Here is a 25,495-nt window from a genome sequence, read left to right as displayed (position 1 = left end):
GTTAACTATGCTAAATCTTCGGAGAGATGGCACGTTTACAATCGTACAGCTCACGGATTTACATTGGAAAGATGGAGGCGCTTACGATTATTTGCGCAGCCAAGATCTCATTCGTGAAATACTCCGTGCGGAGAAGCCGGACCTTGTCATTATTACGGGTGATGTCGTGGACAAGAAGGAATGCCCCGATCCGTTGCTTTCAATCGAGCAGGCGGTTGTAGGACTTAGATTTATAAAAGCTCGCGTGTGATCGTGATCGTTACGGAGGTGTTAGCTTGTCTCAGATATGGCATATTCATGCGGGTGGTATTGGGTTAAGATTACTGCTGTCTGTGGTTTTTGGGGGGGCCATCGGGTTGGAGAGAGGTTGGCGAAATCGCGATGCTGGATTCCGAACTCATATCTTGGTGTGCATGGGATCGGCACTCTTCATGATGATATCCATATTCGGATTCGGGGATCAGCATGTCGATGCTTCCACCCATCCTGTGGACCCTCTTGTAGAACCAAATCTGCTCGCAGATCCCTCACGTTTAGCGGCTCAGGTAATAAGTGGAGTCGGGTTTCTGGGAGCGGGGATGATCATGCAAAATGGCAAAACTGTATTTGGACTCAGCACGGCTGCCTCAATCTGGGTCGTGGCAGCCATAGGTTTATGTATGGGAGCAGGTTTTTTCTTCTGCGGTGTAACTGCTGCATGTTTAGTACTTATTGTTCAGATGATCTTCTCCGTCAAAGGATGACTGGCGCAGTCTGATTGAATGGAGTAACGGTTATGAGGTAACCTCGCTAAATATGCTGCTTCAAGCAACTGGTCTCAGTAAAAGCAGCTTTTATGATTCTTTTGGCAGTAAGCACGGAGCTATTTTTGGCAACGTTTAATCTCTATCATAAAGATCGCATGCACTTTAAGAAGAATTTTGTAACATATAAGTAAAGTTAGTCTGTTTGTGAGTGATCGCGGAGTTAACCTCGCTGCCTCGCGCAGAGGGAACTACAGTGCGTTATTATAGCAAAAAGGAGCATTTTCTCGAGCGAGAGGGAACTATGGTGCGCTATTTTGCTGTTTGATGGGAAATTGAGCTCATTTCGTCGAAATAAGGGACTGTGGTTCCGCTATGACCTTGGCATCTCCGATATTTGCCAAAATAGCTTACTTGAGTTCCCTTTCAAAAATTTGTCGCTTGGAAGTAGTTCCTCTTCGCCAGGTAGAGAGTGCCGGATTTCTTAGAACCTTATTAAGGGTTCGACCATGGAAAATAAAGCAGCTGAAAGTACATTTTAGCTCGAATGGCGTCTTCTACGGAGAGAGGAGCACACAAGCTTGCGTGGGAACGCTGGCCTACAACCGATGCTATAAACGTGCTTCTTCCTGTTCAAAATCGAGTAGGTTCACGTGTGCCAGTGATAGGTGTTGGGGGGCTTTCGTCCCCTTAAGATATAATCGCTGCGTTGGATACAGGCGTGCCATTAGTATCACTGGGACATGCGTTAGTCATGGAGCCTCAATGGGTGGAAAAGGTTGCAAATGATCAAGAAAATGACATTAGAATAACATTGCCTAGATCAGAGAATTAGCCATTCCTAAATAAATTATGGAGGATTTAGATGAGTTTCCATGATGTTATTTTCAGCAGAGGCAGAGGATATGTGGCATAAACCAACTATCAGAGGTGGAAGAAGAATGAGCTTAACATTATCCTTGGATTATCAGTACACATCATCGATTGAGAAAGTTTGGGCCGCTTTAACCGATTCCAACTCGTTTATCCTATACGTTTGCCAGCGGTGAGGAGCACACAGTCACATGGACGTTGCAGGATATAGGGACGGAAAGGTATAATCTTCATCTCGAACAAACTGGAAACTCCAAGCCTCAAGCACTGGGTGAGGCAAAGCCTAGTTAGACTAACTGGTTAGGTGAGCCAGAAAAGATGCTCGTACAATAATCGAAATCAATAGACCTGAATCACCATAAACCGGCTGCATGTAGTTTGCAGCCGGTTTATTAATGGTACAATAGGAATATTAGTTGAAATTAACACGATCGGAAGGAAGTTGAATATGAGCGAATCTAATCAGGAATATATTGTAATCTCGGGTGCGAGGGAAAACAATCTCAAGAATGTATCCTTGCGCATTCCCAAGCGGAAAATCACAATTTTCACCGGGGTATCCGGATCCGGCAAGTCATCGATCGTCTTCGATACGATCGCCGCAGAGTCTACGCGATTGCTGAATGAGAATTTCAGCTTATTCGTGCGCAATTTCCTGCCACGCTATCCCCAGCCGGATACGGACGCGATCGAGAACCTGAGTATGGCTGTCATTGTAGACCAGAAGCGGTTGGGCGGCGGTTCTCATTCCACGATGGGTACGATTACCGATATCTCTCCGATTCTCCGGCTTCTCTTCTCCCGAGTAGGTCAGCCCTATGTTGGACAAGCGAACATGTTCTCATTCAACGATCCGCAAGGTATGTGTCCCGAGTGCAACGGGATCGGTCGCAGACTGTCCGTCGACATGAGCAAGGCGGTGGATACGTCAATGTCGCTGAATGAAGGGGCCCTCCTGCTGCCGGGCTATGCGGTGAACAGCATGGATTGGTCGATGATCGTGCAATCGGGATTCTTCGATCCTGACAAGAAGTTGAACGATTATTCAGATGATGAGCTAGAACAATTGTTGTACGGCAAAGCTAGGAAAGTGGAGATGCAGTTCGCCGGGAAGGCAGTGAATATCACAATAGAAGGCATCATCGAGAAATTCACGAACAAGTACATCAAGCAGGATGTGAAGACCAAGTCTGAGCGTACGCAACAAGCTGTTGCGCCGTACATCTGCGAGGGGCCCTGCTCAAGTTGCCGGGGTGCGAGACTCAGTCAGGCTGCGCTGGGCTGCAGGATCAATGGACGCAACATTGCGGAGTTAGCATCGATGGAGGTCGGGCAGCTCATCCGCGTTATTCGGGAGGTCGACGATTCTATCGCCGGGCCGGTCATCAAGTCGCTGACAGAACGGCTGCAACATTTGGTGGATATAGGACTTGATTATTTGACGTTGGATCGTGAGACGGATACTTTGTCCGGCGGCGAGTCGCAGCGCGTCAAGATGGTGAAGCATCTAAGCGGCAGTCTGGTGGATGTTACGTATATCTTCGATGAGCCGAGTGTTGGCTTGCACCCCCGTGATGTACACCGCTTAAATGGCTTGCTGCAGAAGCTGCGCGACAAGGGCAATACCGTGATTGTCGTCGAGCATGATCCCGATGTGATCAAGCTGGCGGATCATATTGTCGATGTCGGGCCTCACGCTGGCAGCCGCGGCGGTACGATCATGTATGAAGGCAGTTACCAAGGCTTGCTGGAAGCAGGCACACTGACTGGCACTCATATGAAGCGGCCGCTCCAGTTGAAGCATGATTGCAGGCAGCCATCTGGCAAACTGTCGATCAGGGATGCCAAACTTCACAACCTGCGGAACGTGAGTGTAGATATTCCAACCGGCGTGCTGACCGTAGTTGCGGGTGTCGCTGGCTCAGGCAAGAGTACGCTGATTAACGACGTATTCCTTAGCAAACATCCGGATGCAATCGTCATCGACCAATCGGCGGTAGGCGTGTCAACCCGATCGAATCCTGCGACTTACACAGGCATTATGGATGATGTGCGCAAGGCGTTTGCCGCTGCGAACAAGGTCAATCAAGGCTTGTTCAGCTTCAACTCCAAGGGGGCATGCGAGAACTGCCAAGGGCTGGGAGTTGTGTACACTGATCTTGCATTCCTCGACAGCGTGAAGCTGCCATGCGAAGTATGCGGAGGCAGACGCTTTAAGGAAGAGGTGCTTGCGTACAAGCTGAACGGCAAGTCAATTGCAGAAGTGCTGGAGATGACTGTGGAGCAGGCATTGAATTTTTTTGAACTAAAAGAAGTTGTTCGCAAGCTTCAGGCGATGAGTGATGTGGGACTGAACTATATTACACTCGGCCAGCCGCTTAGCACACTCTCCGGTGGTGAATGCCAGCGCATCAAGCTGGCAAGCGAGCTGCATAAGAAAGGCAGCATCTATGTGATGGACGAGCCGACGACCGGGCTGCATATGTCAGATATCGGTCATCTTCTGGAGATCATGAACCGCCTCGTGGATGCCGGCAATACGGTGATCGTCATCGAGCACAACCTCGATGTGATCAGCCAAGCGGATTGGATCATCGATATGGGACCAGATGGAGGCAGCAAGGGCGGCCAAGTCGTGTTCGAGGGCACCCCCCCGCAAATCATCCATTCGGAACAGTCGATTACGGGAAAATACTTGAAATAATTATTTGAAATAAGTGACAAGCAAAAAGGGGGGGCTTTGATGACAACTAGTCATTTGAATCCTAAGGTTGATGGTTTTTTAAATAAGGCTAAAACCTGGAAGGAAGAATATGAGAAGTTGAGAAATATCGTTCTTGACTGTGAGCTGACCGAAGAATTTAAGTGGATGCATCCTTGTTACACGTTTCAGGATAAAAACATTGTTTTAATACATGGATTTAAACAATACTGTGCTCTATTGTTTCACAAAGGTGCCTTGTTGAAAGATGCCCATGGCATCCTAATCCAACAAACGGAGAATGTACAGGCGGCGCGCCAGATTCGGTTCACGGATGTTCGAGAAATAGCAGCAATGGAAACCACCCTAAAAGACTATATATATGAAGCTATTGAAGTTGAAAAAGCCGGTTTGGAAGTCAATTTTAAAAAGAGTACAGAATTCACAATGCCTGATGAATTTCAAAATAAGCTCGATGAAATCCCGGCTTTGAAAACGGCTTTTGAAGCATTGACGCCCGGACGGCAAAGAGCCTACCTTCTTCATTTTTCTGCTCCCAAACAATCCAAAACGCGAGAATCTAGGGTTGAAAAATGTATCTCGCAAATACTCGATGGAAAGGGATTAAATGATTAGGGTGTGTGCAAACCCAACGTAAGTTGTCAGTTTAGCGAATATCGGGTGACAAATAAGTTTTGAAGTAGACAATAAAGTTTTGAAGTGACAAATATAGTTTTGAAGTAACAAACAAAGTTTCGAAATATAGAAAGTAACCCATTTGGCAAGATTGTATAGTACCAAGATGTTTAGGACATTTGTCCTTAGTTAGCAGCTGCGTTCACTCCTTTGGGTGAACGCCTATTTTATTTTAGGGGGGAAAGAATGATGAATAGAGGTAGTACTATACTCAAAACGCAGATGAATAGACTTAAGGACGGTAGAGGTCAAGGATATGGAAAGGATTATAAGCCTTTCATACAAGTAAGTGACAATAAAGCACCTTCTGAAGGATATCTTATTAGGGAGTTGGGATGGAAAACTGATAGAATACACCACACTCTTTCTAAAGGAGAATGCTGTTGCCGCTATCTTATGGTGTTAAGCTGGTCGGATGCTGTTGTTGATATAAGAGAACAATACCCTCTTACCCCGATTGAACGGAGCATTGAAATTGCAGACCAATTGAATATTAAGCACGCACATCAAGATAATGTTCCTGTTATTGCAACGACCGATTTTAATATCACAATTGAGACGGAGAAAGGATTAGAAGATATTGTTAGAACCGTTAAGCCACCTAGTGATTTAACCCCGAGGACCATAGAACTTTTTCAAATAGAGAAAACCTTTTTTGAGGAGCAAGGCATCAACTGAGGTATTATTCTTTCTACACATTTGCCTATGAATCTAGTGAATAATGTGGAATGGATGTATGATGGTAAGTTTTTGGATAGTAGAAATGGATTAGACGCAGAAGTGGTCGAGAATATCTCAGAGGCATTCCTTCACTTACTTATAAAAAATAACGGTCAAAGCACTATTCAAAAACTATATCAGCAAGCGGATAAACAATTTGGGCTAGAGGAAGGATCGTGCATGTTCATTCTAAAACACCAATTAGCTAACAAACGGTGGCATACTGACATGATGAATCAACAAATTAGAATGTCGAAACCATTAATCATCACAGGAGGAGCAATGGTTTGATCCCATGCCACAAATTTCTTAGAATCGGGGGCACAAGAAGTTGTTCCCTCACCCCATATTTCCTGCATTCGTACTTTGAAAATAGCATTTACTACTTCGGAAATCGCGTTGCGAAGGTTATCCTTGTGAATGAATTTACGCCGGACGTAAAGAAGGTCTTTGTAGCTTTCACCATGATCACCGGCGCTGACACGCTTTAAACCGGTATTCGTTCCCAAACCGTAAAGAGATAGGATCAATCGCTTTTGCAGCGTATTCCGGTCTAATATCTCTCGATGACCCACCGTCTTGAACATTTCTGTAAACGAAATACGTAGATCAGTTTCCTTCAAAATATCTAGCAAGCTGGTCATTGGCCAGCGGCGCGTAATTTCACCTTTGATCCGGATTAAATTAACCGGCTCTTCTTGCGGTTCCAACGGAGAAACCGAGATCCAGCCTTTACCTTTATCAGTAATTCGTACTTTAGGGTTCTTCGGCATTCCCTCGTTTAATTTTTCAAGACCTTGAATCATTTCCTGTTTTAGCTTATTGATGAATTTGTCTCATGGAATGATATACATGTATATAGGGAGTGCAATGACATTTGTGCTGCTTGCTTTATGGCACCGACCGAATGGACCCACAAGTGATCTGCAGGATGACCGTGTAGCCCCAAATATATAAACCGCAATTAAGCTTAAAACCTAATCAATAAACGATCAAATGTTCCCCATCGGTCGTTCATTAATCCACTTCATAAATTGGTTAACGTGAAGCTTAATCTTATAGAACTTCTAAGAATATCACTGTATTTTTAAAGTTTATTCCATTTTTTAAGGTTTGCTTTTCAATTATACTGAGATTATATGAATGAAAGGGGAACTACCTATTATGACAACCCATTCTTTAGCAGCAGAAAGTGTCTATGAATGTGAAAGCGAAGCGTTATTAGGACTATATCAGGTGGTGCGTTGGCAAATAATACAGATGTGAACTGACTGTAGAAATAGCTAATCTAGAAACATAAATAATTAATAGAAAGTGAAGGATAATAGTATGTTTAAGCCAACTTTTGAGTCATTGTATCAGTATGAGAGTCCAGAATGGTTTAGAGACGCCAAGTTTGGGATTTGGAGTCATTGGGGACCGCAAAGTGTTCCTATGTTTGGAGACTGGTATGCAAGATATATGTATGAACAAGGAACGGCTCAATATAATTACCATTTAAGACATTATGGTCATCCATCAAAATTTGGTTATAAGGACATTTGCAAGCTATGGAAAGCAGAAAACTTTGATCCAGAGGGGTTAATGGAACTGTATTATAAAGCTGGCGCAAGGTATTTTGTGGCACTGGCAACGCACCATGATAACTTCTTTAATTATGACTCCAAAGTCAATCGATTTAATTCCACTCAAATTGGTCCAATGAAAGATATATGCAGGCTTTGGCAAACAGCAGCTAAAAAGTATAATCTTCCATTTGGGTTGACAGAGCATTTAGGCGCATCTTTCAGTTGGTGGAAAACAAACAAAGGCAGCGATAACTATGGTCCCTACAAAGGTCTACCCTACGATGGAAATGATCCCGACTATGCTGATTTTTATTATAATAATTATGAACATGCTCAAGATAGGATCGATACAATTGGACCATGGTATACGTTAAACGAGAACTTCCATCAATATTGGGTAGATGCAATCAAGGAAATGATAGATGAATTTCAACCGGATTTACTATATAGTGATGGAGTTTTGCCTTTTGGATCGCATCACAACAGCTGGGAGCATGAACAAGGTTATAGAGATGTCGTTTCACCGGGAGATCCATCTTATAGGCCTGGGCTTGAAGTATTGGCTTACCATTATAATAAATCAATTGAAAAGAACGGCAGCAACCAAGCGGTTTACTTGCAAAAGGATAAAAGACCGGAAATTTATAATGTTGGAATACTTGATATTGAGAAGAGTCAAATGCCGAGAGTTACAGAAAAACCTTGGCATACAGATACATGCATAGGAAATTGGTTTTATGATGCCAAACAGACCTATAAGAAAACTGACCAGATTTTAGAAATGCTAGTTGACATCGTTTCTAAAAATGGCAATATGCTATTGAATATTCTTCAAAGACCTGATGGTACAATTGATGAGGAAGCAAAATATTTATTAGATGAGCTTGCAAAATGGTTCGTTGTATGCGGAGAAGGAATTTATGGAACACGCCCATGGAAGGTTTCTGGTGAAGGAAATACATTAGTGAAAATCGTTCCTTACGTTGAAGAGAAGACAAGTTGGAATAGCTCGGATTATCGTTTTACTAGTAAGGGTAATCATGTCTACTCATTTATCATGTGTCCTCCTGCAAATGGTGTTTGTGTGCTAAAAAGCTTTAATGATGAAACCGTCAAAAGCGTACAAATTCTTGGAGGAGGCAAATTGGAGTTTACGCAAGACAGTGGCGTACTTGCCGTAAAACTTCCACAAGAACTTCCTGCAACCTATTTTAATTGCTTGAAGACAGAACTAGAATAAAAACAAACTCTATGAAGAGAGCCCTGCAAAACATCAAACTCTCGCTTGATCCACTCCGCCACGCGCTGCTAATGGCTAGATCTCTTCAATCTTCATGGATTATCGCCTCATTTGTTAATTGTGTTCTATAAAGATGATTCCTGTCATGCATATTGCATAGGGGTCATCTTTTTTTAATTCTTCATTCTTGATTTATGTAAAATTAATTAAACATGTACGATATGACTGGAAATAGTGGAGGGAGATCTCGTGAATCCTGTTCACTCGGAGATCGATATTCATACGAAGGAGCAAGAGTTAAAAGAAATTTTCAGGAATTGTTCAGATATTACATTTCGTCAAGTTCAAATAGATGGCGAGATCGTCATCATGATGGTTTACATTGACGGACTTGTAAATACCGACATTCTGGATAACGCCTTGCTTAAGCTCAGTTTTGAAGGTGTTCCAGAAGGTTTAGGTAATGTTGAAACTAGCGGCGAAGCTCTCATGCAACAGATTTTGGCTGTAATGGAGACGCAGGTGACGCTATTCTTGCCAAATTACAGGGTTTCGATAAACGGACTATTCAAGAACCGAGTATTGAGTATTCGATTCGCGGACCTAAAGAAAGCTTTACGGAAACCTTGAATACGAATACAAGTTTATTGCGGAGGAGAATCCGGAGTTCCAAGCTTAAATTACAATCGTTTACGGTGGGGGAACTCACACGAACAGGGGACTCACTCGGTGTTAATTGTGCCAATGACGCTGTGGTCAGGATTACAGAGTCCAGATGTCTATTATGAAAAATTTATTTATATGAGCTGTATTCGCATGCTTCGCTTACTCATGGTTCTAGTCTCGTTGTTCCTTCCTGCATTTTACGTTGCGGTTTCCACCTTCAATCCGCAATTAATCCCGTCCAATTTATTATTCAGCATTATTAGCGCCAGAGAGGGAATTCCTTTTTCAGCCGTTGGTGAAGCGCTGATTATGGAAGTTATGTTTGAAGTATTGCGTGAAGCAAGTCACAGACTCCCCAAACAGATCGGTTCAGCCGTTAGTATTGTAGGTGCGTTAGTCATTGGACAAGCTTCTGTGCAAGCTGGTATCGTGTCTGCTCCAATGGTTATCGTTGTTGCAACAACAGGCATCTCGCTTCCTTTACCATTCCTCGCTATATCATGGGTTTTGCTTTTAGGCTGCTTCGTTTCCCGATATTAATTTTGGGAAGCATATTCGGCCTATATGGCGTAGTCTTGGCAGCACTCGCGATGGTTATTCATTTGGTTACCCTTGAATCCTTTGGGGTTCCCTACCTAACTCCCGTTGCACCGCAAGTGTTATCTGGTTTGAAAGATACGCTGGTTCGTGCGCCCCGCTGGTCAATGAGCAAGAGATTGCCGTTCATTTCAAGCAGGAATAATACCCGCATACCTAAAGACGAGAAAACGGGGCGTATAAAAAATGATTAAAAAAATTAGATGTTTTTTAGTCCTCTCTGTGTGTATAGCTCTTACGACCGGATGCTGGGACCGCTTGGAATTAAATGATGTTGCCTTTGCAGTAGGTTCAGGTCTTGACCTATCAAAGGATGGTAATATCATATTAACGAGCCAATTTAAACTGCCGAAAAGAAGCATATCAGGGGAATCAGGTCAGAATTATTTCACGGCAAGGGCAAGCGGAAAGGATTTGGAAGTTTCAGTTATTCCGGTACCCATATGAGGAGTAAAATTCAACCCGAACTGATCGGGGATCACTTACAATTTCATTTAACATTAGAGGGGAAAGGTTCAATTTTAGAATCGTCTACGACACTCGATCTCTTGTAAACCAGTAATCTTAACTTGATCGAAGCTATTCTCAACAAGGAGACCGAAACACAAGTTCTGAAGACGATTAGAAAAGTACAGAAACGATATGGGATGGATATTTTTGGTTTCGGTGAGGCGTTTCATAAAAATACCCGAAAGATTGGCAAGCCTTAAAAAGTGACTGGGAGCGTAAATTTGCTACTGCGGAGGTTGACGTGAAGGTGAAGCTAAACGTGGAACAAGTGGGACAACCGGACCATCTTTATATTTGAAAAAAAATGAGATCCAAAAATGAAAAAAATGAACTTGACAGGGATTCAAATGTTCTGGATCGTCTTTTCATTCCAATGCGGCAATACGCTCCCCCTTACATTATCCGCCAATATTAAAGAGGGACAGCAGGATGCCTGCATAGGAGGCATAATCGCCGGGATCATATATATTACTTATATGGGGGGGGCGAAGGCATGGGGCTTTGTCTCCTTTATCATTCTTTGGGGAGATTTGTATGCTGTCCATGCTTATTTCCTTTATGAAACAGCCCTTGGAAGCCCCCGTTCGAGCCATGCTAGGACTTGGTGTAGTTTGCTTCCTATTCATTGTATCCACTCTTTTTGTCATTATGGTATTTGGGCCGGGGTTATCCGCGCATATGATACATCCGTTTTTTGATATGGTTAGATTTATATCCTTTGGTGGTTTTATCGAAAATATCGATGTGGTTATCGTGTTAATTTGGATCATTAGTGTATTCATCAAAATGTCTCTCTATTTCTTTATAAGCTGCTATGGGACTGCGCAGTGGCTCCATATCAAAGATTGGAGGGGGCTGATTTGGTTTATCGCACCGATCATACTCGTTCAAGCATGGTTGTATCCGAATATAACGGTGTCGGATATCGAATATGTGACTAGATATTGGATTCCTATCGTATTACCAGTTAACATGATTGGAATTCCATTGTTGCTATGGATTGTGGCAAATATTCGTAAGAAATATGTGACGGTGTGATAAAGAAATTGCGACAGGGGAGAAGTTCAAAGGATTTCCCTGTTTCTTCTCTGTTTTACCCATGTATTCTAGTGCTCTTTTCAATTAAATTGGAAATACATATAAGGGAAGAGTGGTGATTGAATGCTTATTGACAGTGTCAGAAGGAAGAGGAACAGCCTGGTATTGATTGTCATTCTGTTACTTGTTTCTTTTTCTGACGGAAAGTATGCAAGCGCTTCCGATACGTCGGCAGAAACTATCTATGAATGTGAAAGCGTTACCAGAATTGTATCAGGCGGTACGTTGGCTAATTATCCAGATTCGAATAGCGTAAGCATCAAACAGCCCCCGCATTGTCACCAAGTTGAGGGCTGTTTTAGGTTGTAACTACGATTTGAAGACCCTGCAAGATATTGGAATCTTGGGTGACCAAGGCAATAAATGGTCTAGCGCCTCCGGACGGTAAAGAGCCAGAATCCTGCGTGATCCCATTGCAGAATTTTGAATTTGTCTCGCCGTTTGTTGCAAAAAACGAAGAGGCTTGTGCAGGAATCTCCCCCGTGACCGCGATCGGCAACCGCGTTTCCGTGATAGGACAAGTTTCGCATGTTCTTTGAAGTGTGCACAGGTGGGATGTATTTGACGCTTACCTTGTTTTTGATGTTTACATGTAAAAGTAGATGGAATATGTTGGAGCAGGGAGGTGATTGTAAGGGTTTACAATATCCTATAGAAACGTACCTGCTGTACTTCGTGGAGTAAGACGGAAACATCATGCTCTATGGAAATGATACGGGATGGTTCATGTCCTAAATGAAAATGGAGGAAATTATCAATGGCAGAAATCAGGAAAAGGAAAAGTAGGCTGTTTGCTGCCGGTATTGCGGCAAGTTTGTTGTGTGCGTTGGTTTCCCCATTATTCGGAGCGGCGGAAACAGCGAACGCCGCCACGGCTGGCATTATCTCTGGAGAGACCTACACCATTACTGCCAAACATAGCGGCTTAGCCGTAGGCGTATCAGGGGTAAACAATACCCAGGAAGGTTCTTCGGTTATTCAAGGATCGGATGCCAGCATGGACGAAGCGAAATGGGAAATCACGAATTTGAACGGCAACTATTATAAAATTATTAACAAGAACAGCGGCAAAGCGTTAAGCGTTAACAACGCTGCCATTTCGAACAATGCCACCGTTGTTCAAAATACGTACACATCCGGGAATGTTGCAAATGATGAGTGGTTGCTAACAGACGCGGGAGCGGGATATTATGGGCTAATTAACCGAAACAGTGGGAAAGCGCTTAATATCCCAGGGGAGAGTCAAAAAGCTGGGACTGCGTTGACTCAAACGACAATTGAATCTAGCGATACGCAGAAATTTATGATCAAACAAGTGCCTGCTTCAACTTATAAATTTGTTGTTGCCCATTCGGGAATGGCGATGGATGTAGAGGGAAACAGTGTGAGCGAGCGTGGGTTATTCAAAATCCTTATAACGGCTCGTCCAGTCAGCTATGGAACGTAGTTAAATTAGACGGAGAATATGTCAAGATTATTAACCGAAACAGCGGTAAAGCCCTTGCCGTTTATGGCTATTCTACCTCCGATGGAGCCAGAATTATCCAAAGGTCTTACTCGGCGGGGCCTACGGGGGATGATGAATGGAAATTGGTTGATCTGGGCGGCGGAAAGTATCAGGTCTTGAACCGCAATAGCGGCAAGGAGCTCAGTATATTCGGCTCATCGACAAACAATTCAGCCCCATTTATTCAGTCAATCGTAAATAACGGAGATAACTCCAAACTTCAAGTCATCCTGGTTCCCAATGGCGAAACAGGGATTACACTGCCTAATTTCTTCACGACTGATATGGTCCTGCAAAGCAACAAAAACCATGTCATTTGGGGGAAAGGAGTTGCCGGGGTAACACTTAACGTTAGCTTGACCAATGGAAGTTCTCTATCGCAACAGGACACAGTCGTTGACGCAGGCGGGAATTGGACCGCTTCATTATCCCCGCTGCCTGCAGGAGGGCCCTACACGCTTAAAATTCAAGGCGGCGGCTATGAGAAGACGATTTCTGGCGTATATGTAGGCGATGTATTCGTGCTTGCAGGTCAATCCAACATGGAGTTGAGATATCCCACTACCGGCACGTATGCGTCAGTAATCCCTACCCTTCCCACAAACCCAATGATTAAACACTTCTCGCTAGCTCAAATCGATGCCAATGAGGCTCGTTTCAATGTTCCGCTTAGAGACAGCAGCAACTCGTGGTTAACCTTATCCGAGGGTAATAACAAGACAGTGTCTTTGATCGGCCTCTTTTTTGCAGAACAAATGCTGCAAGCAAATCCGAATGTCCCCATCGGGCTTATGTCGGTTGCCTGGGGAAACACCGTTATAGCGAGATGGATTCGCAGCGCACCGGAAAACAACTCGCCGAACTTCACGGCAGATAATGGAAACATTTATAATACCCATGTAGCTCCGATAACCAAGTATAAAATAGCCGGAGTTTTGTGGTATCAAGGGGAGAGTGACGCCTCCCGAGGAACCAATTATACGGAAGCCTTCCCTACGTTGATCAATGATTGGCGGAACCAATGGGGCCAAGCGGATCTGCCCTTCTTCTATGCGCAGTTGGCACGTAATAAAAACTCGGATTTCACTGCTGTACGTGAATCCCAACGTCTTACGTTGACGAATGTAACGAATCCATCTCAAATCGGTATGGTCGTTACATTAGACACTGACTTAGGTTTTTCTAACGACATTCATCCACCCGGCAAAGATGTGATCGGCAAGAGGATGTCTTTGTTGGCAAAAAATATGGTCCTGGGTCAGTCATCGGTCGTGTTCACAGGTCCGTTATTCAAGAACGCAACCATAAACGGCAACAAAATGATTGTTGAATTTGAAGCTAAATCGATCGGCGGCGGCCTCATGATCAAGGACGTATATGGACACACGAGCGGCGGAACCCTAAAAGAATTCGAGATTGCGGGTTCGAATGGGATCTTTACACCCGCCACAGCGGTGATCAATCCTTCAAACAACACCGTCGAAGTAACTGCTGCTTCCGTTCCATCTCCCGTCTATGTGCGTTACGCGTACAGTATGGATCCTCAAAATCCTAATTTGTTCAATCAGGCGGGACTTCCAGCCAGCCCGTTTACAACGAAGCATTAACGACCGAAAGCCTTACTGATCGTGTAAGGAAATTAATAACTTATTGTTAAATATTGCATCAATGGCAGAAGGAACACTCCCATCCCGAGCAAAAAAAATTTGATGCTTGAGATGGGAGTTCACATCAAAGTAATAGCAGGTTAACAATTGGTCGGATATTTAAATTTAGATGAGAGCGGGATCTTGAACTGGATTAAGCGTCAATTATGTAACTTCCCTAGTGGCGCCAGGGCGAAGTTCAAAGGACATCACTGTTTTTTCACTGTTTTACCCATGTATTCGGGTACTCTTTTCAATTAAAGTGGAAATACATATAAGGGAAGAGTGGTGAATGAATGCTTATGGACAGTGTCAGAAGGAAGAGGAACAGCCTGATTTTGATTGTCATTCTGTTACTTGTTTCTTTTATTGACGGAAAGTATGCGAGCGCTTCCGAAACGTCGGCAGAAGCTATCTATGAATGTGAAAGCGTTACCAGAATTGTATCAGGTGGTACGTTGGTTAATTATCTAGATTCAAATAGCAGTGCCGGCGCTTGGAATATGCTGTCAACATCTACTGTCGGAGCATACGTCGAATACACGGTGAATGTCCCTGCTCCAGGTGAATACACCATATATGTGAAAAACAAAAAGGTGAACACAAGAGGTTCTTACCAGTTATCTATCAGTGGCATCAACCAGGGCGGTATCGTGGATCTTTATTCAAGTACTCCTCTATATACAGAAGTTAATCATGGTACAGTCAACTTTACTTCTGCTGGAAGCCAAACATTTAGATTCTCGGTAACTGGCAAGAATTTCAGCAGCACTGGGTATACGCTTGGCTTGGACGCTATAAGACTGGTGAACCAACGTCAATCATTGCGCCTATGGTACTCCGCACCTGCTGCTAACTGGGAAACCGAAGCACTCCCGATAGGTAACGGCAAGCTTGGGGGAATGGTTTTCGGCGGCACCGGCGTTGACAGAGTCCAGGTGAATGAAGCAACTATATTTAGCGGGCAAAAGGTACAGACTACACCAACCAACTACACAGAATATTCACAGATAAAAACGGCCCTGAACAACAATGATTTTGCTTCTGCCAATACGCATGTTAAAAATTGGCTTAAAGATACGCCAGAGGATTTTGGAGAATACCAGAACCTTGGCGATATCAATCTGATATTTGCAGGACATGAATCAGGTATAAGTAATTATGTTCGTGAATTGAACCTTAATACTGGAGTTGCCAAAGTTTCGTATGTAAAGGATGGTAGAACGTTTACAAGAGAGTATTTTTCCAGCTACCCTGACAACGTGATGGTCATAAGGCTCACCAGCAGTTCTCCGCAGTCCATTACGACCCAGGTGTCAATGGCTAGTCCCCAATATAATATCGTACAATCTTCAAGCGGAAACAATACGTTGATTGTCGATGGGCAAAACAATACCGGTGCCCTTAGTTTCCAGACCAGGATTAAGATACTGCCAAGCGGCGGTTCCCAGTCCATAGCTTCCAATGTTGCGAGTGTGACCAATGCGGACAGCGTTACCATACTCATGTCCACTTCTACCACATACACCAATAATTGGCTGGACTATGCCGGAAATACGGATTATGCAGAGGATGTAACAAGTGCTGTAAATAACGCCGGAAACAAGACATATGAACAGCTCAAGTCAACACATACCTCGAATTATAAAAATCTATTCGACAGGGTCAGCCTTGATTTGAAGGGGACCAATATGGACGCCGTCCCTACCGACACACGATTGACCAATTATAAGAACGGTTCCGCTGATCCAGGGCTGGAAAGTTTGTTATTCCAGTATGGACGTTACCTGTTGATCAGCAGTTCCAGACAAGGCGGTCAGCCTGCCAACCTTCAGGGAATATGGAACAACAGTAATACGCCACAATGGGGCAGCATGTATTGTTTCAATATCAACTTTAACATGAATTACTGGCCTGCAGAGGTTACCAATCTGACCGAAACCCATATGCCAATGATAGATTTCATTGACAGTATGAGACCTAGTGGCAGGGAAACGGCCAAAAATTATTTTAATATCTCGACAGGCTGGTTTGCATCCAAGAAGATAGATGTTTGGGGCTTCACAATGCCTTACACTCCGGCTGTGAGCGGGCTTTTCATGGGTGGTTCCGGATGGCTTAGCCAGGATGTATGGGAATACTACAGCTTCACTAGGGATATCAACTACCTAGCAACCAAAGGATATCCGATTCTGAAGGAAGCAGCACAATTTTATCTTAATTTCCTTACGCCATCGGGCAATTTTTTAATCTCAACGCCTACAACATCTCCTGAGAACTCATTTAAATATAACGGTGCTTCCTATCAGATTTCTGCAGGTACGGAGATGGACCACAGGATCATTGAAGAACTTTTCAATAATACCATAACGGCAAGTACGATCCTTGGTGTGGATAGCACGTTTAGAGCGCAGCTTCAAACCGCTGTTGCTAAAATACCGCAGCCGCAAATTGGCAGCTTAGGGCAAATCAGGGAGTGGTATCAGGGTGATTATACAGAGCAAGAAGTAACTCACAGGCATATTTCCCAGTTGTACGGCCTATTCCCCGGCAATTCGATTTCACCGCTTACAACTCCGGCATTGGCTGAGGCAGCTAAAGTATCCCTCAATAGACGCGGGGATTCAGGCGTTGGTTGGAGTATAGCGTGGAAGATAAACGCATGGGCTAACCTTTTGGATGGACAACGTGCCTATACGCTTCTGAACATGCAGATTAAAAATAAGATATATAAAAATTTATTTGACTTTCATCCACCTTTCCAGATTGATGGTAATTTAGGCTTTACCTCGGGTATTGCTGAAATGCTCATTCAAAGCACTTACGCTAAGGAAATACATCTTTTACCGGCGTTGCCGTCAAATTGGCCCAGTGGCAGTGTGAAAGGACTTAAAGCCAGAGGAAATTTCACTGTTAATATGGACTGGACTAGCGGGAGCCTCACGAAAGCTGTAATTAAGGGTTCTCCAAACGATACAGGAACTATAAGGTATGGAACGTCGGTTATCCCATTTACGTTGGATAGCAGCGGTGTTTATACCTATATGCCATAGGGAAAAGTTATAAATAAAATTGTTTTGATTTGCTGGAAACAATTTACTTGTTTCCAGCTACTATAAATCAAAAAAAAAATACGAAGGAGTTGAAGGTTTATGTTAAAAAGAGGAATTTCAGGTGTAATGGTGGTGTTGCTTTTATTCTTCGGTACTGTTTTTGGAATGCCTATGGCGACGCAGGCGGCAGGAAACACCTACTACGTAGCCACAACCGGCAACGACAGCAATCCAGGCACATTAAGCAGTCCGTTCAAGACCATCGCCAAGGCTACAAGTGTAATGGCTGCAGGTGATACATGTATCATCAGAGGAGGTACATACAAGGAAGTCATTCAGCCTACAACATCTGGTACAGCAGGGAACCCAATCACTTATAAGTCTTATACCGGCGAAACGGTAACGATAAGCGCCACTGAAAAGGTTACCGGGTGGACGCTTCATTCCGGAAACATATACAAAGCGCCGATGAATTGGAATCTGGGAATGGAGAACCAGGTGTTAGTTGATGGTGAGTTGATGCAAATAGCCCGGTACCCCAACCGGACGGACACCAACCTCTACAATCTGAACAAGGTACAAATGGATAGTGGCAGCGACTTTACAATTAAAGATTCAGTTCTTAACAAACCTACAAATTACTGGATGGGTGGATACGTTTGGCTTAAGGGCACATGGGTGGCTCAAACGACTTCTATTACCGCTTCAAGCGGAGATGAAATTACATTAGGACAGATTCCGTCTTACTCTTACGGCTCCAATCTAAGTCCATATGCCGGCAGGGAATTCTTTGTATTCAATTTATTCAGCGAGCTTGATGCCGAAAGGGAATGGTTCTATGACAGCAGTACCCAGACCATGTATTTGTGGGCGCCTGGAGGCGTAAACCCCTCTACCTTGGATGTGCAAATCAAAAAAAGAAATGATTGTATAGTCCTTAATGGGGTTTCTTATGTCAATATCGAAGGCCTGAGCACTTTCGGAGGCACAATAAGAATGGAGGACAATTCATCCAACAATATAGTGAAGGGGATAGACGCAAAATACTTATCCCATAGGATGCTTCTTCAAAATGCATATTACAAGGATGACACGGGGGTTTATGTCGGTGGCAGCAACAATACCTTGAGGGATTCCAGCCTAGCTTACAGCTCCGGAAATCTTGTAGTCGTTACTGGTACAGACAATAAGATTATTAACAATCTTTTGCATGATGCCAACTATATGGGAACTTACAACGGAAGCATATTTATAAAGGGCAAAGGACATTTGATAAGCTATAATACCGTATACAATGCAGGCCGGGATATCATTCAGGTATCCAACATTGATGCGGTTATTATCGAGTATAACGACTTCGGCCATTATGGACTTATAAACAAGGATGTCGGTGCAATTTACGTTGTAAAAGAAGATGGCGGAGGTACAGAAATCAGGTATAACCGTATACATGACGTTACGGCTGACGTCTCTTCCGGCATATATTTAGACCAGCACAGCCACAATTTTGTTATCCACCACAATACGGTCTGGAATACTTCTTACATTGGAATTAAAGCCAGCCAGCCGTCTAATTTTGTACTCATGTATGATAATATGGTGAATGGCACGATGGGAGGTACTTTTGGCGTTGCACATGATGATGATGGATATGGAACCCGGATGTACAATAATGTCGCAACTGAGGGCTACAAGATAGACGGAGATGCCCTCCGGTATAACAATACAACGGTAGGGTATAACCAGAATCTCTATCCTCCGACAGGACAAAACTTAGCTAATCCACCTAATCCTACCTATATGTTGTCAACTAACCCATACAAAAATAGGGTTACAAATGCCTTCTTTGACTTTAGCATGGATTCATGGACAAAAACTGGTGCAGCAACGGCAGTTTGGTATAGATCAACTTTCGATGTTATGGGAATCGATAATAGAGAAGTAAGGTCAACTGTTGGAAGTTTAAAGCTTGGCAGCGGGCAGAATGGGGTAGAACAGTTGATAACCGGTTTGCAGCCCAATACAACCTACGAATATTCCGCTTGGGCAAGGGTACCTTCCGGTGAAACTGTACAGATCGGTGTTAAGGAATATGGCGATGCTCCAATTTATAAAGAAGTAACTGGAAATTATCCTTACTGGACAAGGCAGAAGGTGCAGTTTAGAACGGGTTTAAGCCATACAAGCGCAAAGGTTTATATTTGGCAGAGTTCTTCGGGCGCAGCTGTCTCCTATGCAGATGATGCGGGGTTGATTCCGGTTGATACAGTAACCAGGATCGTGGATAATGATGACCCTAATTACAGCGAGCTTAGCGGTTCATGGCTTAACAGCAGCTTTACTGGTTATAATGGAAGCGCTACTAGGTACGCCGGCTTAGGTGCTTCGGCGAAATGGATCGCTCCAATTCCATTAGCCAACACTTATGATGTCTATATCTATAAGGTGATTAATAGCACCTCTGATAGTAATACCAAGGTAGAGGTGGTTCATAACGGTGTTACGAGTGCAGTTTATGAGGATTATTCCACCGGTACTTCTGGCTGGAAGTATTTGGGTACTTATGCGATGACACCGGGGCAATCCAACTATGTACAAATCACCAGAGGTAATAACGCTCTCAGGGCAGATGCTGTAAAGTTTGTAGCTTCAAATAATACGTTTGACCCTGCGGTATATTATAAAATTGTCAACAAGAAGAGCGGGAAACTACTGGATGTTGCTAATAGTTCAATGAATATTGGCGCAAAGGCAGTACAGTTGGGGAATATAGGCGGAGAAAGCAAGCGGTGGCAGATTATTTATAACGGCAGCAATTATAGCCTAGTAAATAAGAACAGTGGTATGGCGGTTGATGTTGCAGGAAGCGCGGCAGTAAGCGGTGCGGGAGTTATTCAATCTTCATACGGTGGAATTGTCAGTCAAGGGTGGCAGATTGCCGATACTGGCAATGGTTATTATAGGATCATCAATGCGAACAGCGGTATGGCTGCTGCCGTTAAAGACAGTTCCCTAGCAGATGGTGCAGAGGTCATTCAGTCACCATACGTTGGAGACGACAATCAACTGTGGAGCATCGTATTAGACACAGGTGGAGATACCTCGGTAGTGGATAATGGAGATGCCAACTACACTGAAGTAAGCGGGTCATGGACAAACAGCAGCCTAACCGGCTATAAAGGAAGCACGGTCAGGAACAGCGGCAGCAGCGGTGCCTCAGCGCAATGGACCGCTCCCATGACTGTAGGTGGAACTTATGAAGTCTTTATCTATAAGCCCATTCATAGCACCTCCGATACCAATACGAAGGTAGAGGTGGTTCATAACGGTACTACCAGTACAAGCTATGAGGATTATTCCACTGGTACTTCAGGCTGGAAGTATATGGGTACTTACACGATGACGCCTGGGCAATCCAACTATGTGAAGATCACCCGGGGCAATAAAAGTCTCAGGGCAGATGCCGTAAAGTTTGTTAGAGCTGATTGAGAATAATAGTTAGTTGAATAAGCGAAAAGTCCCGCTGTCTTTTAACAGACACGGGACTTTTGTTCGTATTTTTGATGAAAAGATCAAAGGATTTCACTGTTTCTACATGGTTTATCCCATTCATGCAAGCCCGCTATTCAATTATACTGGGCAAATAAAGAGAAAGAGAGGTAGCGTTTATGAGACTCAAAGAGAAAACGAGAGAGAACGTAGCTGGATATTTATTTATCCTTCCGAATTTGCTAGGCTTTATTACTTTTATTTTGTTTCCCTTACTATTCAGCTTTGTCTTAATTTTTACGGATTGGGATTATTTACAGGGGTTTAAAGGTTTGGTATTTGTAGGGCTGGATAATATTAAGAGGCTGTTTCATGATGAGGCGGTGTTGCTTTCCTTGAAGCATAACGTAGTCTTTTCCATTATGACAGTCCCCACGGCGATGGGAATCGGCTTGCTATTAGCTTCGATATTGAACAATAAAGTTTATTTGAAAGAAATGATCCGTACGCTCATTTTTATTCCATATATGAGCAGTATAGTTGCCGTCGCTGTTGTTTGGAGAATTATGTACAATTCTTCTGAAGGGCCTATTAATGCCGTGCTTCGAGCAATCGGCATATCGCATCCGCCAGGTTGGCTAGCCAGTCCAGATTCGGCTTTGATCGCAATTAGCATCATGACAGTTTGGACTTACATTGGATATGTGATGATCTTGTATATGGCGGGAATTCAAGGTATCTCCAAGGATCTTTACGAGGCAGCTTCTATCGATGGAGCTTCTGCAATCAAGCAGTTTACTAATATTACTGTGCAGATGCTGAAGCCTACTACCTTCTTGATCGCCGTCACCTTAATTAATGGATCGCTCCAGATATTCGGATCCGTCCAGGTGATGACGAATGGGGGGCCGCTTGAGTCAACGAAAGTCATGGGGCTTCATATTTATGAACTGGCATTTAAAATGAACCAAATGAGCTATGCATCAACGGTTTCCTGGCTATTGTTCTTGGTCATTTTCCTCGTAACGCTTGTTCAATGGAGAACTCAAAAGAAATGGCAGGATCAGTTTTAGGAGGGAAAACAGATGCAAACCCAAAGCCAAACTCAAAGCAATACCCGAATCAATACGATTCACAACAGCATAATTATACGAAATAGGACACGGAGGAATAAGCTTATCAAAAGCGTTATGACACTTTTGATGCTAGGTTTCGCAGTGATGATGGTGTTTCCTTTTCTATGGACCTTGTCCTCTTCGTTTAAGAACACCGCAGATATTTTCGAGATTCCGATTCGAATAATTCCGAAAAAGTTCGATTGGTCCAATTATAAGAAGGTTTGGACGGGGTCGGCACCATTCTATGTGTTCTATCTCAATTCGGTGAAGATCACGTTTCTTCAAGTACTAGGGTCCCTTGTTACAAGCTCATTAGCCGGTTTCGCATTCGCCAAGCTGAGATTCAAGTATAAAGATACGATATTCTTGGCTTACTTGGCTACGATGATTATTCCGGCTCAAGTTTTGTTTGTTCCGAGATTTATTTTGTTCGATCGATTGCATCTCGTTAACACGCATGAAGCTATTATTCTACCCGGCATGTTTACCGTCTTGGGGACATTCCTGATGAGGCAATTTTTCAGTACGCTGCCTAATGAGTTGTTCGAGTCCAGCAAAATAGACGGGGCCGGATATTGGAGGATGTTCTGGCAAATTTCAGTGCCTTTGGTCAAACCGGCTATAGTGACATTGTTGATTCTAACGTTCACCTGGCATTGGAATGAATACGAAAATCCGCTTATTTTACTTAGAGATCGCGACTTGTTTACGATCCCGTTAGGATTGACGAGCTACACGGACGAGAATGGTACAGACTATCCGCTGATCATGGCGGCCTCCGTCTCTGCCTTTGCTCCTCTCGTCATTATTGTCGCAATTTGTCAGCGCTGGTTTGTGGAGGGAATTGCCGGCACGGGGATAAAAGGCTGACTTGATAATAGAAATAATAAAACTATTGCCCTACACACTTGAAACAAAGGAGACACACAAAATGAAAATTAAATCGGAAGTTTACCAAGTCGTCGTTTGTGGTGGGGGATTAGCTGGATTTTGTGCTGCGGTTGCGGCTGCCCGTCAAGGAGCGCGCACGGTTCTAATTCACGATCGTCCGGTATTTGGCGGCAATGCCTCTTCCGAAATTCGGGTAACGCCGCATGGAGCGGCTGCCTTCCATGCCTACGCTAGAGAAACCGGAATCATCTCGGAAATCACCATTGAAGAGAGAGCACGCAATCATGAAACCATAGGTGAAAACGGGAAAATTAATAGTGTTTCAGACATGGTGATGTACGATATGGCTGTTCGTACGCCGAATCTTACTTTTTATTTGAACACAATGGTGACAGAAGTAGAGAAGTCAGACGAAAGAACGATAAAGTCGATCAAGGCCATTGTCGCTAATGCGGAAACGGTGCTTCATATCCAAGGCGATATCTTCATCGACTGTACAGGAGATGCGATCGTTGCAGATAAGGCTGGTTGCGAGTGGCGTTGGGGAAGCGAAGGCTTCGATGAATTCCAAGAACCGCATGCGCCTCTAGAGGCAAGCAGTGATACAATGGGCAGCTCTATTCATTTCCGTGCTGTCAATATGGGACGACCTATTCCTTTTGAAGCGCCGGAGTGGGCAATTAAGCATGAGAATCCTGATTATTTCTATAAACAAGGACGTACTTTCTACGAACTTGAATCGGGTTATTGGTGGATCGAAATCGGTGTTCCTTGGAATACCATTTATGACAATGAGACGATCCGGCACGAGCTTACCCGACATACGCTCGGTATATGGGACTGGATGAAAAATAAAGATCCCGAGTTGAAGGAGAAGGCTGCTAACTATGCGCTCGATTGGATTGGCCAGGTGCCGGGCAAAAGAGAAAGTCGCAGAGTCATTGGCCAATATTTTATGACCGAACATGATCCAGCTAATAATGTGGTATTCCCGGATGAAGTGGCATACGGTGGTTGGTTTATAGATCTGCATACGCCTGGAGGTTTGCTAGCTCCTACATCAGAACCTGCAAGCGCGGAAGGATATGCGGAAACGTCGGAATACGCTCGGAAAAGTTATTGTGGCCCATACGGAATTCCATTCCGAATGTTGGTTGCGAAAGACGTTAATAATCTGATGATGGCGGGGCGCAACGTAAGCGTTACGCATGCGGCACTAGGTACGGTACGTGTAATGGCTACCACCGCGTTGATGGGGCAAGCTGTAGGCATAGGTGCCGCAATCGCTCTAGATAAAGGGATTGCCGTTCATGATATTTATAAGGATGCTATTCATGATGTTCAACAAACGCTTCTTCGAGACGGTTGCTTCCTACCGAATATCCGCAATGAAGAAGTACGCGATGTAGCATCTTCAGCTAAGGTATCCGCAAGTAGTTCGGCGCTAGTTTACGGAGCAGGACCGGAAACTGAAGACTTTACGTTCGGACTTCGTACGCAGCGTGAGAAGAATATCAGGACTACTGAAACTGAGCCTCTGGCACATCGAAGGGGTCAATGGATTGCAGTGGGTACGGAAACCATTGAATCGCTTTCTTTCTGCCTAACCAATCTGACGAATACGCAGCAAATCGTGAAAGCGTACGTGTCTGCAATCAACCATATTTGGGATTACAGGACGATTCCGGGAGAGCCTCTTGCCGAAGTTGAATTGAGTGTGCATGCGAATGCGCAAAGCGTATGGGTGAATTGGCCGCTGCAATTAACGCACGGTCGTAAGGCGGGTACATATATCCGTTTAGATCTTGATAGTAATCCTAACGTCATTTGGCACTCAGCTGGTACGGCTATCCCTGGTCATACAGCTGCCAACGATATGGGTGCAGGCAGAATGCGACGTTATAAGAGAGATGGCGGGACATTAAGCTTTCGAATTTCACCACCGCAACCTGCGTTTGAGCCAGATCAAGTCATCACTGGCGTTACTCGTCCTCACGGCTCGACGAATGTATGGCGCTCCGATCCGAATCAACCGCTTAGTCAATGGCTAGCTTTGGAGTGGGAGAGTCTACAAACCTTATCGGAAGTACACTTAACGTTCCCAGGGCATGTGTACAGAGAACTTCATAATTACGGCCCATTCTACCGTGATCCGCAGTGTCCTAAACAGTACAAAGTCGAGGCATGGGTTGGAGGGAGATGGATGAACTTGGCTAATGTGGTAAACAATTACCATCGATTGCAAAAGCACGTTCTCGATCAGCCAATTGCAACGACTCAGATTCGCATCGTCGTGGAAGCGACGAATGGGGATCCTTCAGCGGCGATTTGCGAAGTCCGTTGTTACACGTAGTGTACAGGAAAAAATATGGAAGGTGT

At 44.1% G+C, this 25,495-nt stretch carries 21 protein-coding genes and 3 pseudogenes; 22 read left to right on the top strand and 2 right to left on the bottom strand.

Annotated features, from left to right (window positions below):
• Nucleotides 1–7: 7 nt before the first annotated feature.
• From IEY34_RS04435 to IEY34_RS36560, 8 genes and pseudogenes are all read left to right on the top strand, one after another.
• A complete protein-coding gene (locus IEY34_RS04435) occupies nt 8–250 on the top strand; it encodes a metallophosphoesterase (protein ID WP_189008170.1) in 243 nt (80 codons plus the stop codon).
• Between the two features lie 25 nt (nt 251–275).
• The gene (locus IEY34_RS04430) at nt 276–743 is read left to right on the top strand and encodes an MgtC/SapB family protein (RefSeq protein WP_189008168.1); all 468 of its coding nucleotides are present in this window, start codon (nt 276–278) and stop codon (nt 741–743) included.
• A gap of 10 nt (nt 744–753) precedes the next feature.
• Nucleotides 754–882 carry a TetR family transcriptional regulator gene (locus IEY34_RS37680; RefSeq protein WP_189008743.1) on the top strand — a complete coding sequence of 43 codons (129 nt, stop codon included), beginning with the start codon at nt 754–756 and terminating at the stop codon, nt 880–882.
• An 802-nt stretch (nt 883–1,684) separates the two neighbouring features.
• Nucleotides 1,685–1,907 (top strand): annotated as a pseudogene (locus IEY34_RS04420) (hypothetical protein).
• A 157-nt stretch (nt 1,908–2,064) separates the two neighbouring features.
• Entirely contained in the window at nt 2,065–4,320 is a 2,256-nt protein-coding gene (locus IEY34_RS04415) for an ATP-binding cassette domain-containing protein (protein WP_189008166.1), read from the top strand.
• Nucleotides 4,321–4,359: 39 nt separating this feature from the next.
• Nucleotides 4,360–4,953, top strand: a complete 594-nt coding sequence (locus IEY34_RS04410) for a YdeI/OmpD-associated family protein (RefSeq protein WP_189008164.1) — start codon at nt 4,360–4,362, stop codon at nt 4,951–4,953.
• Between the two features lie 246 nt (nt 4,954–5,199).
• On the top strand, nt 5,200–5,691 hold the full coding sequence (locus IEY34_RS36565) for a TnsA endonuclease N-terminal domain-containing protein (protein ID WP_229757470.1): 492 nt from the start codon (nt 5,200–5,202) through the stop codon (nt 5,689–5,691).
• Between the two features lie 27 nt (nt 5,692–5,718).
• Nucleotides 5,719–6,024 (top strand): TnsA endonuclease C-terminal domain-containing protein, encoded by a 306-nt coding sequence (locus tag IEY34_RS36560; RefSeq protein ID WP_268240103.1) that lies wholly within the window; start codon nt 5,719–5,721, stop codon nt 6,022–6,024.
• On the opposite strand, the pseudogene IEY34_RS04400 reads toward IEY34_RS36560, so the two are convergent.
• Nucleotides 6,015–6,563, bottom strand: a pseudogene (locus IEY34_RS04400) (Tn3 family transposase); the annotation flags it as partial. The gene IEY34_RS36560 and the pseudogene IEY34_RS04400 overlap by 10 nt on opposite strands.
• A gap of 499 nt (nt 6,564–7,062) precedes the next feature.
• Here IEY34_RS04400 and IEY34_RS04395 point away from each other — a divergent pair.
• From IEY34_RS04395 to IEY34_RS04370, 7 genes and pseudogenes are all read left to right on the top strand, one after another.
• Complete coding sequence (locus IEY34_RS04395) at nt 7,063–8,541, top strand: alpha-L-fucosidase (protein WP_189008160.1); 1,479 nt, start codon at nt 7,063–7,065, stop codon at nt 8,539–8,541.
• A gap of 249 nt (nt 8,542–8,790) precedes the next feature.
• A complete protein-coding gene (locus tag IEY34_RS04390; RefSeq protein ID WP_189008157.1) occupies nt 8,791–9,171 on the top strand; it encodes a spore germination protein in 381 nt (126 codons plus the stop codon).
• On the top strand, nt 9,072–9,329 hold the full coding sequence (locus IEY34_RS37675; protein ID WP_189008740.1) for a spore germination protein: 258 nt from the start codon (nt 9,072–9,074) through the stop codon (nt 9,327–9,329). The genes IEY34_RS04390 and IEY34_RS37675 overlap by 100 nt, the downstream gene beginning before the upstream one ends.
• Nucleotides 9,271–9,747 carry a spore germination protein gene (locus IEY34_RS36555; protein ID WP_229757468.1) on the top strand — a complete coding sequence of 159 codons (477 nt, stop codon included), beginning with the start codon at nt 9,271–9,273 and terminating at the stop codon, nt 9,745–9,747. Before IEY34_RS37675 ends, IEY34_RS36555 begins: the two co-directional genes overlap by 59 nt.
• Nucleotides 9,708–9,998: a spore germination protein gene (locus IEY34_RS37670; RefSeq protein WP_373291148.1), complete on the top strand. Its 291-nt coding sequence runs from the start codon at nt 9,708–9,710 to the stop codon at nt 9,996–9,998. Before IEY34_RS36555 ends, IEY34_RS37670 begins: the two co-directional genes overlap by 40 nt.
• Before the next feature lie 375 nt (nt 9,999–10,373).
• Nucleotides 10,374–10,612, top strand: a pseudogene (locus IEY34_RS37665) (Ger(x)C family spore germination C-terminal domain-containing protein).
• Between the two features lie 203 nt (nt 10,613–10,815).
• Nucleotides 10,816–11,352: a GerAB/ArcD/ProY family transporter gene (locus tag IEY34_RS04370; RefSeq protein WP_268240102.1), complete on the top strand. Its 537-nt coding sequence runs from the start codon at nt 10,816–10,818 to the stop codon at nt 11,350–11,352.
• 428 nt (nt 11,353–11,780) lie between these two features.
• Here the strand turns inward: IEY34_RS04370 and tnpB are convergent, their stop codons facing one another.
• The gene (gene tnpB / locus IEY34_RS37660; RefSeq protein WP_373291147.1) at nt 11,781–11,942 is read right to left on the bottom strand and encodes an IS66 family insertion sequence element accessory protein TnpB; all 162 of its coding nucleotides are present in this window, start codon (nt 11,940–11,942) and stop codon (nt 11,781–11,783) included.
• Nucleotides 11,943–12,169: 227 nt separating this feature from the next.
• Here tnpB and IEY34_RS04360 point away from each other — a divergent pair, with 227 nt between their 5' ends.
• From IEY34_RS04360 to IEY34_RS04330, 7 genes are all read left to right on the top strand, one after another.
• Complete coding sequence (locus tag IEY34_RS04360; RefSeq protein ID WP_189008146.1) at nt 12,170–12,859, top strand: RICIN domain-containing protein; 690 nt, start codon at nt 12,170–12,172, stop codon at nt 12,857–12,859.
• A gap of 143 nt (nt 12,860–13,002) precedes the next feature.
• Nucleotides 13,003–14,526, top strand: a complete 1,524-nt coding sequence (locus IEY34_RS04355; protein ID WP_189008143.1) for a sialate O-acetylesterase — start codon at nt 13,003–13,005, stop codon at nt 14,524–14,526.
• Nucleotides 14,527–14,861: 335 nt separating this feature from the next.
• A complete protein-coding gene (locus IEY34_RS04350) occupies nt 14,862–17,618 on the top strand; it encodes a glycosyl hydrolase family 95 catalytic domain-containing protein (RefSeq protein ID WP_189008140.1) in 2,757 nt (918 codons plus the stop codon).
• 132 nt (nt 17,619–17,750) lie between these two features.
• Nucleotides 17,751–21,107 (top strand): golvesin C-terminal-like domain-containing protein, encoded by a 3,357-nt coding sequence (locus tag IEY34_RS04345; RefSeq protein WP_189008137.1) that lies wholly within the window; start codon nt 17,751–17,753, stop codon nt 21,105–21,107.
• 179 nt (nt 21,108–21,286) lie between these two features.
• Nucleotides 21,287–22,180 (top strand): carbohydrate ABC transporter permease, encoded by an 894-nt coding sequence (locus IEY34_RS04340; RefSeq protein ID WP_189008134.1) that lies wholly within the window; start codon nt 21,287–21,289, stop codon nt 22,178–22,180.
• Between the two features lie 12 nt (nt 22,181–22,192).
• Complete coding sequence (locus IEY34_RS04335) at nt 22,193–23,095, top strand: carbohydrate ABC transporter permease (RefSeq protein WP_189008131.1); 903 nt, start codon at nt 22,193–22,195, stop codon at nt 23,093–23,095.
• 61 nt (nt 23,096–23,156) lie between these two features.
• Nucleotides 23,157–25,469, top strand: a complete 2,313-nt coding sequence (locus tag IEY34_RS04330) for an FAD-dependent oxidoreductase (protein WP_189008128.1) — start codon at nt 23,157–23,159, stop codon at nt 25,467–25,469.
• The last annotated feature ends 26 nt before the right edge of the window (nt 25,470–25,495 follow it).

The organism is Paenibacillus marchantiophytorum (assembly GCF_014640555.1).
GTDB classification, from domain to species: Bacteria; Bacillota; Bacilli; order Paenibacillales; family NBRC-103111; genus Paenibacillus_E; species Paenibacillus_E marchantiophytorum.
The sequence above is the reverse complement of the archived record's forward strand: the minus strand, read 5'-3'. Positions and strand labels throughout refer to the sequence as shown.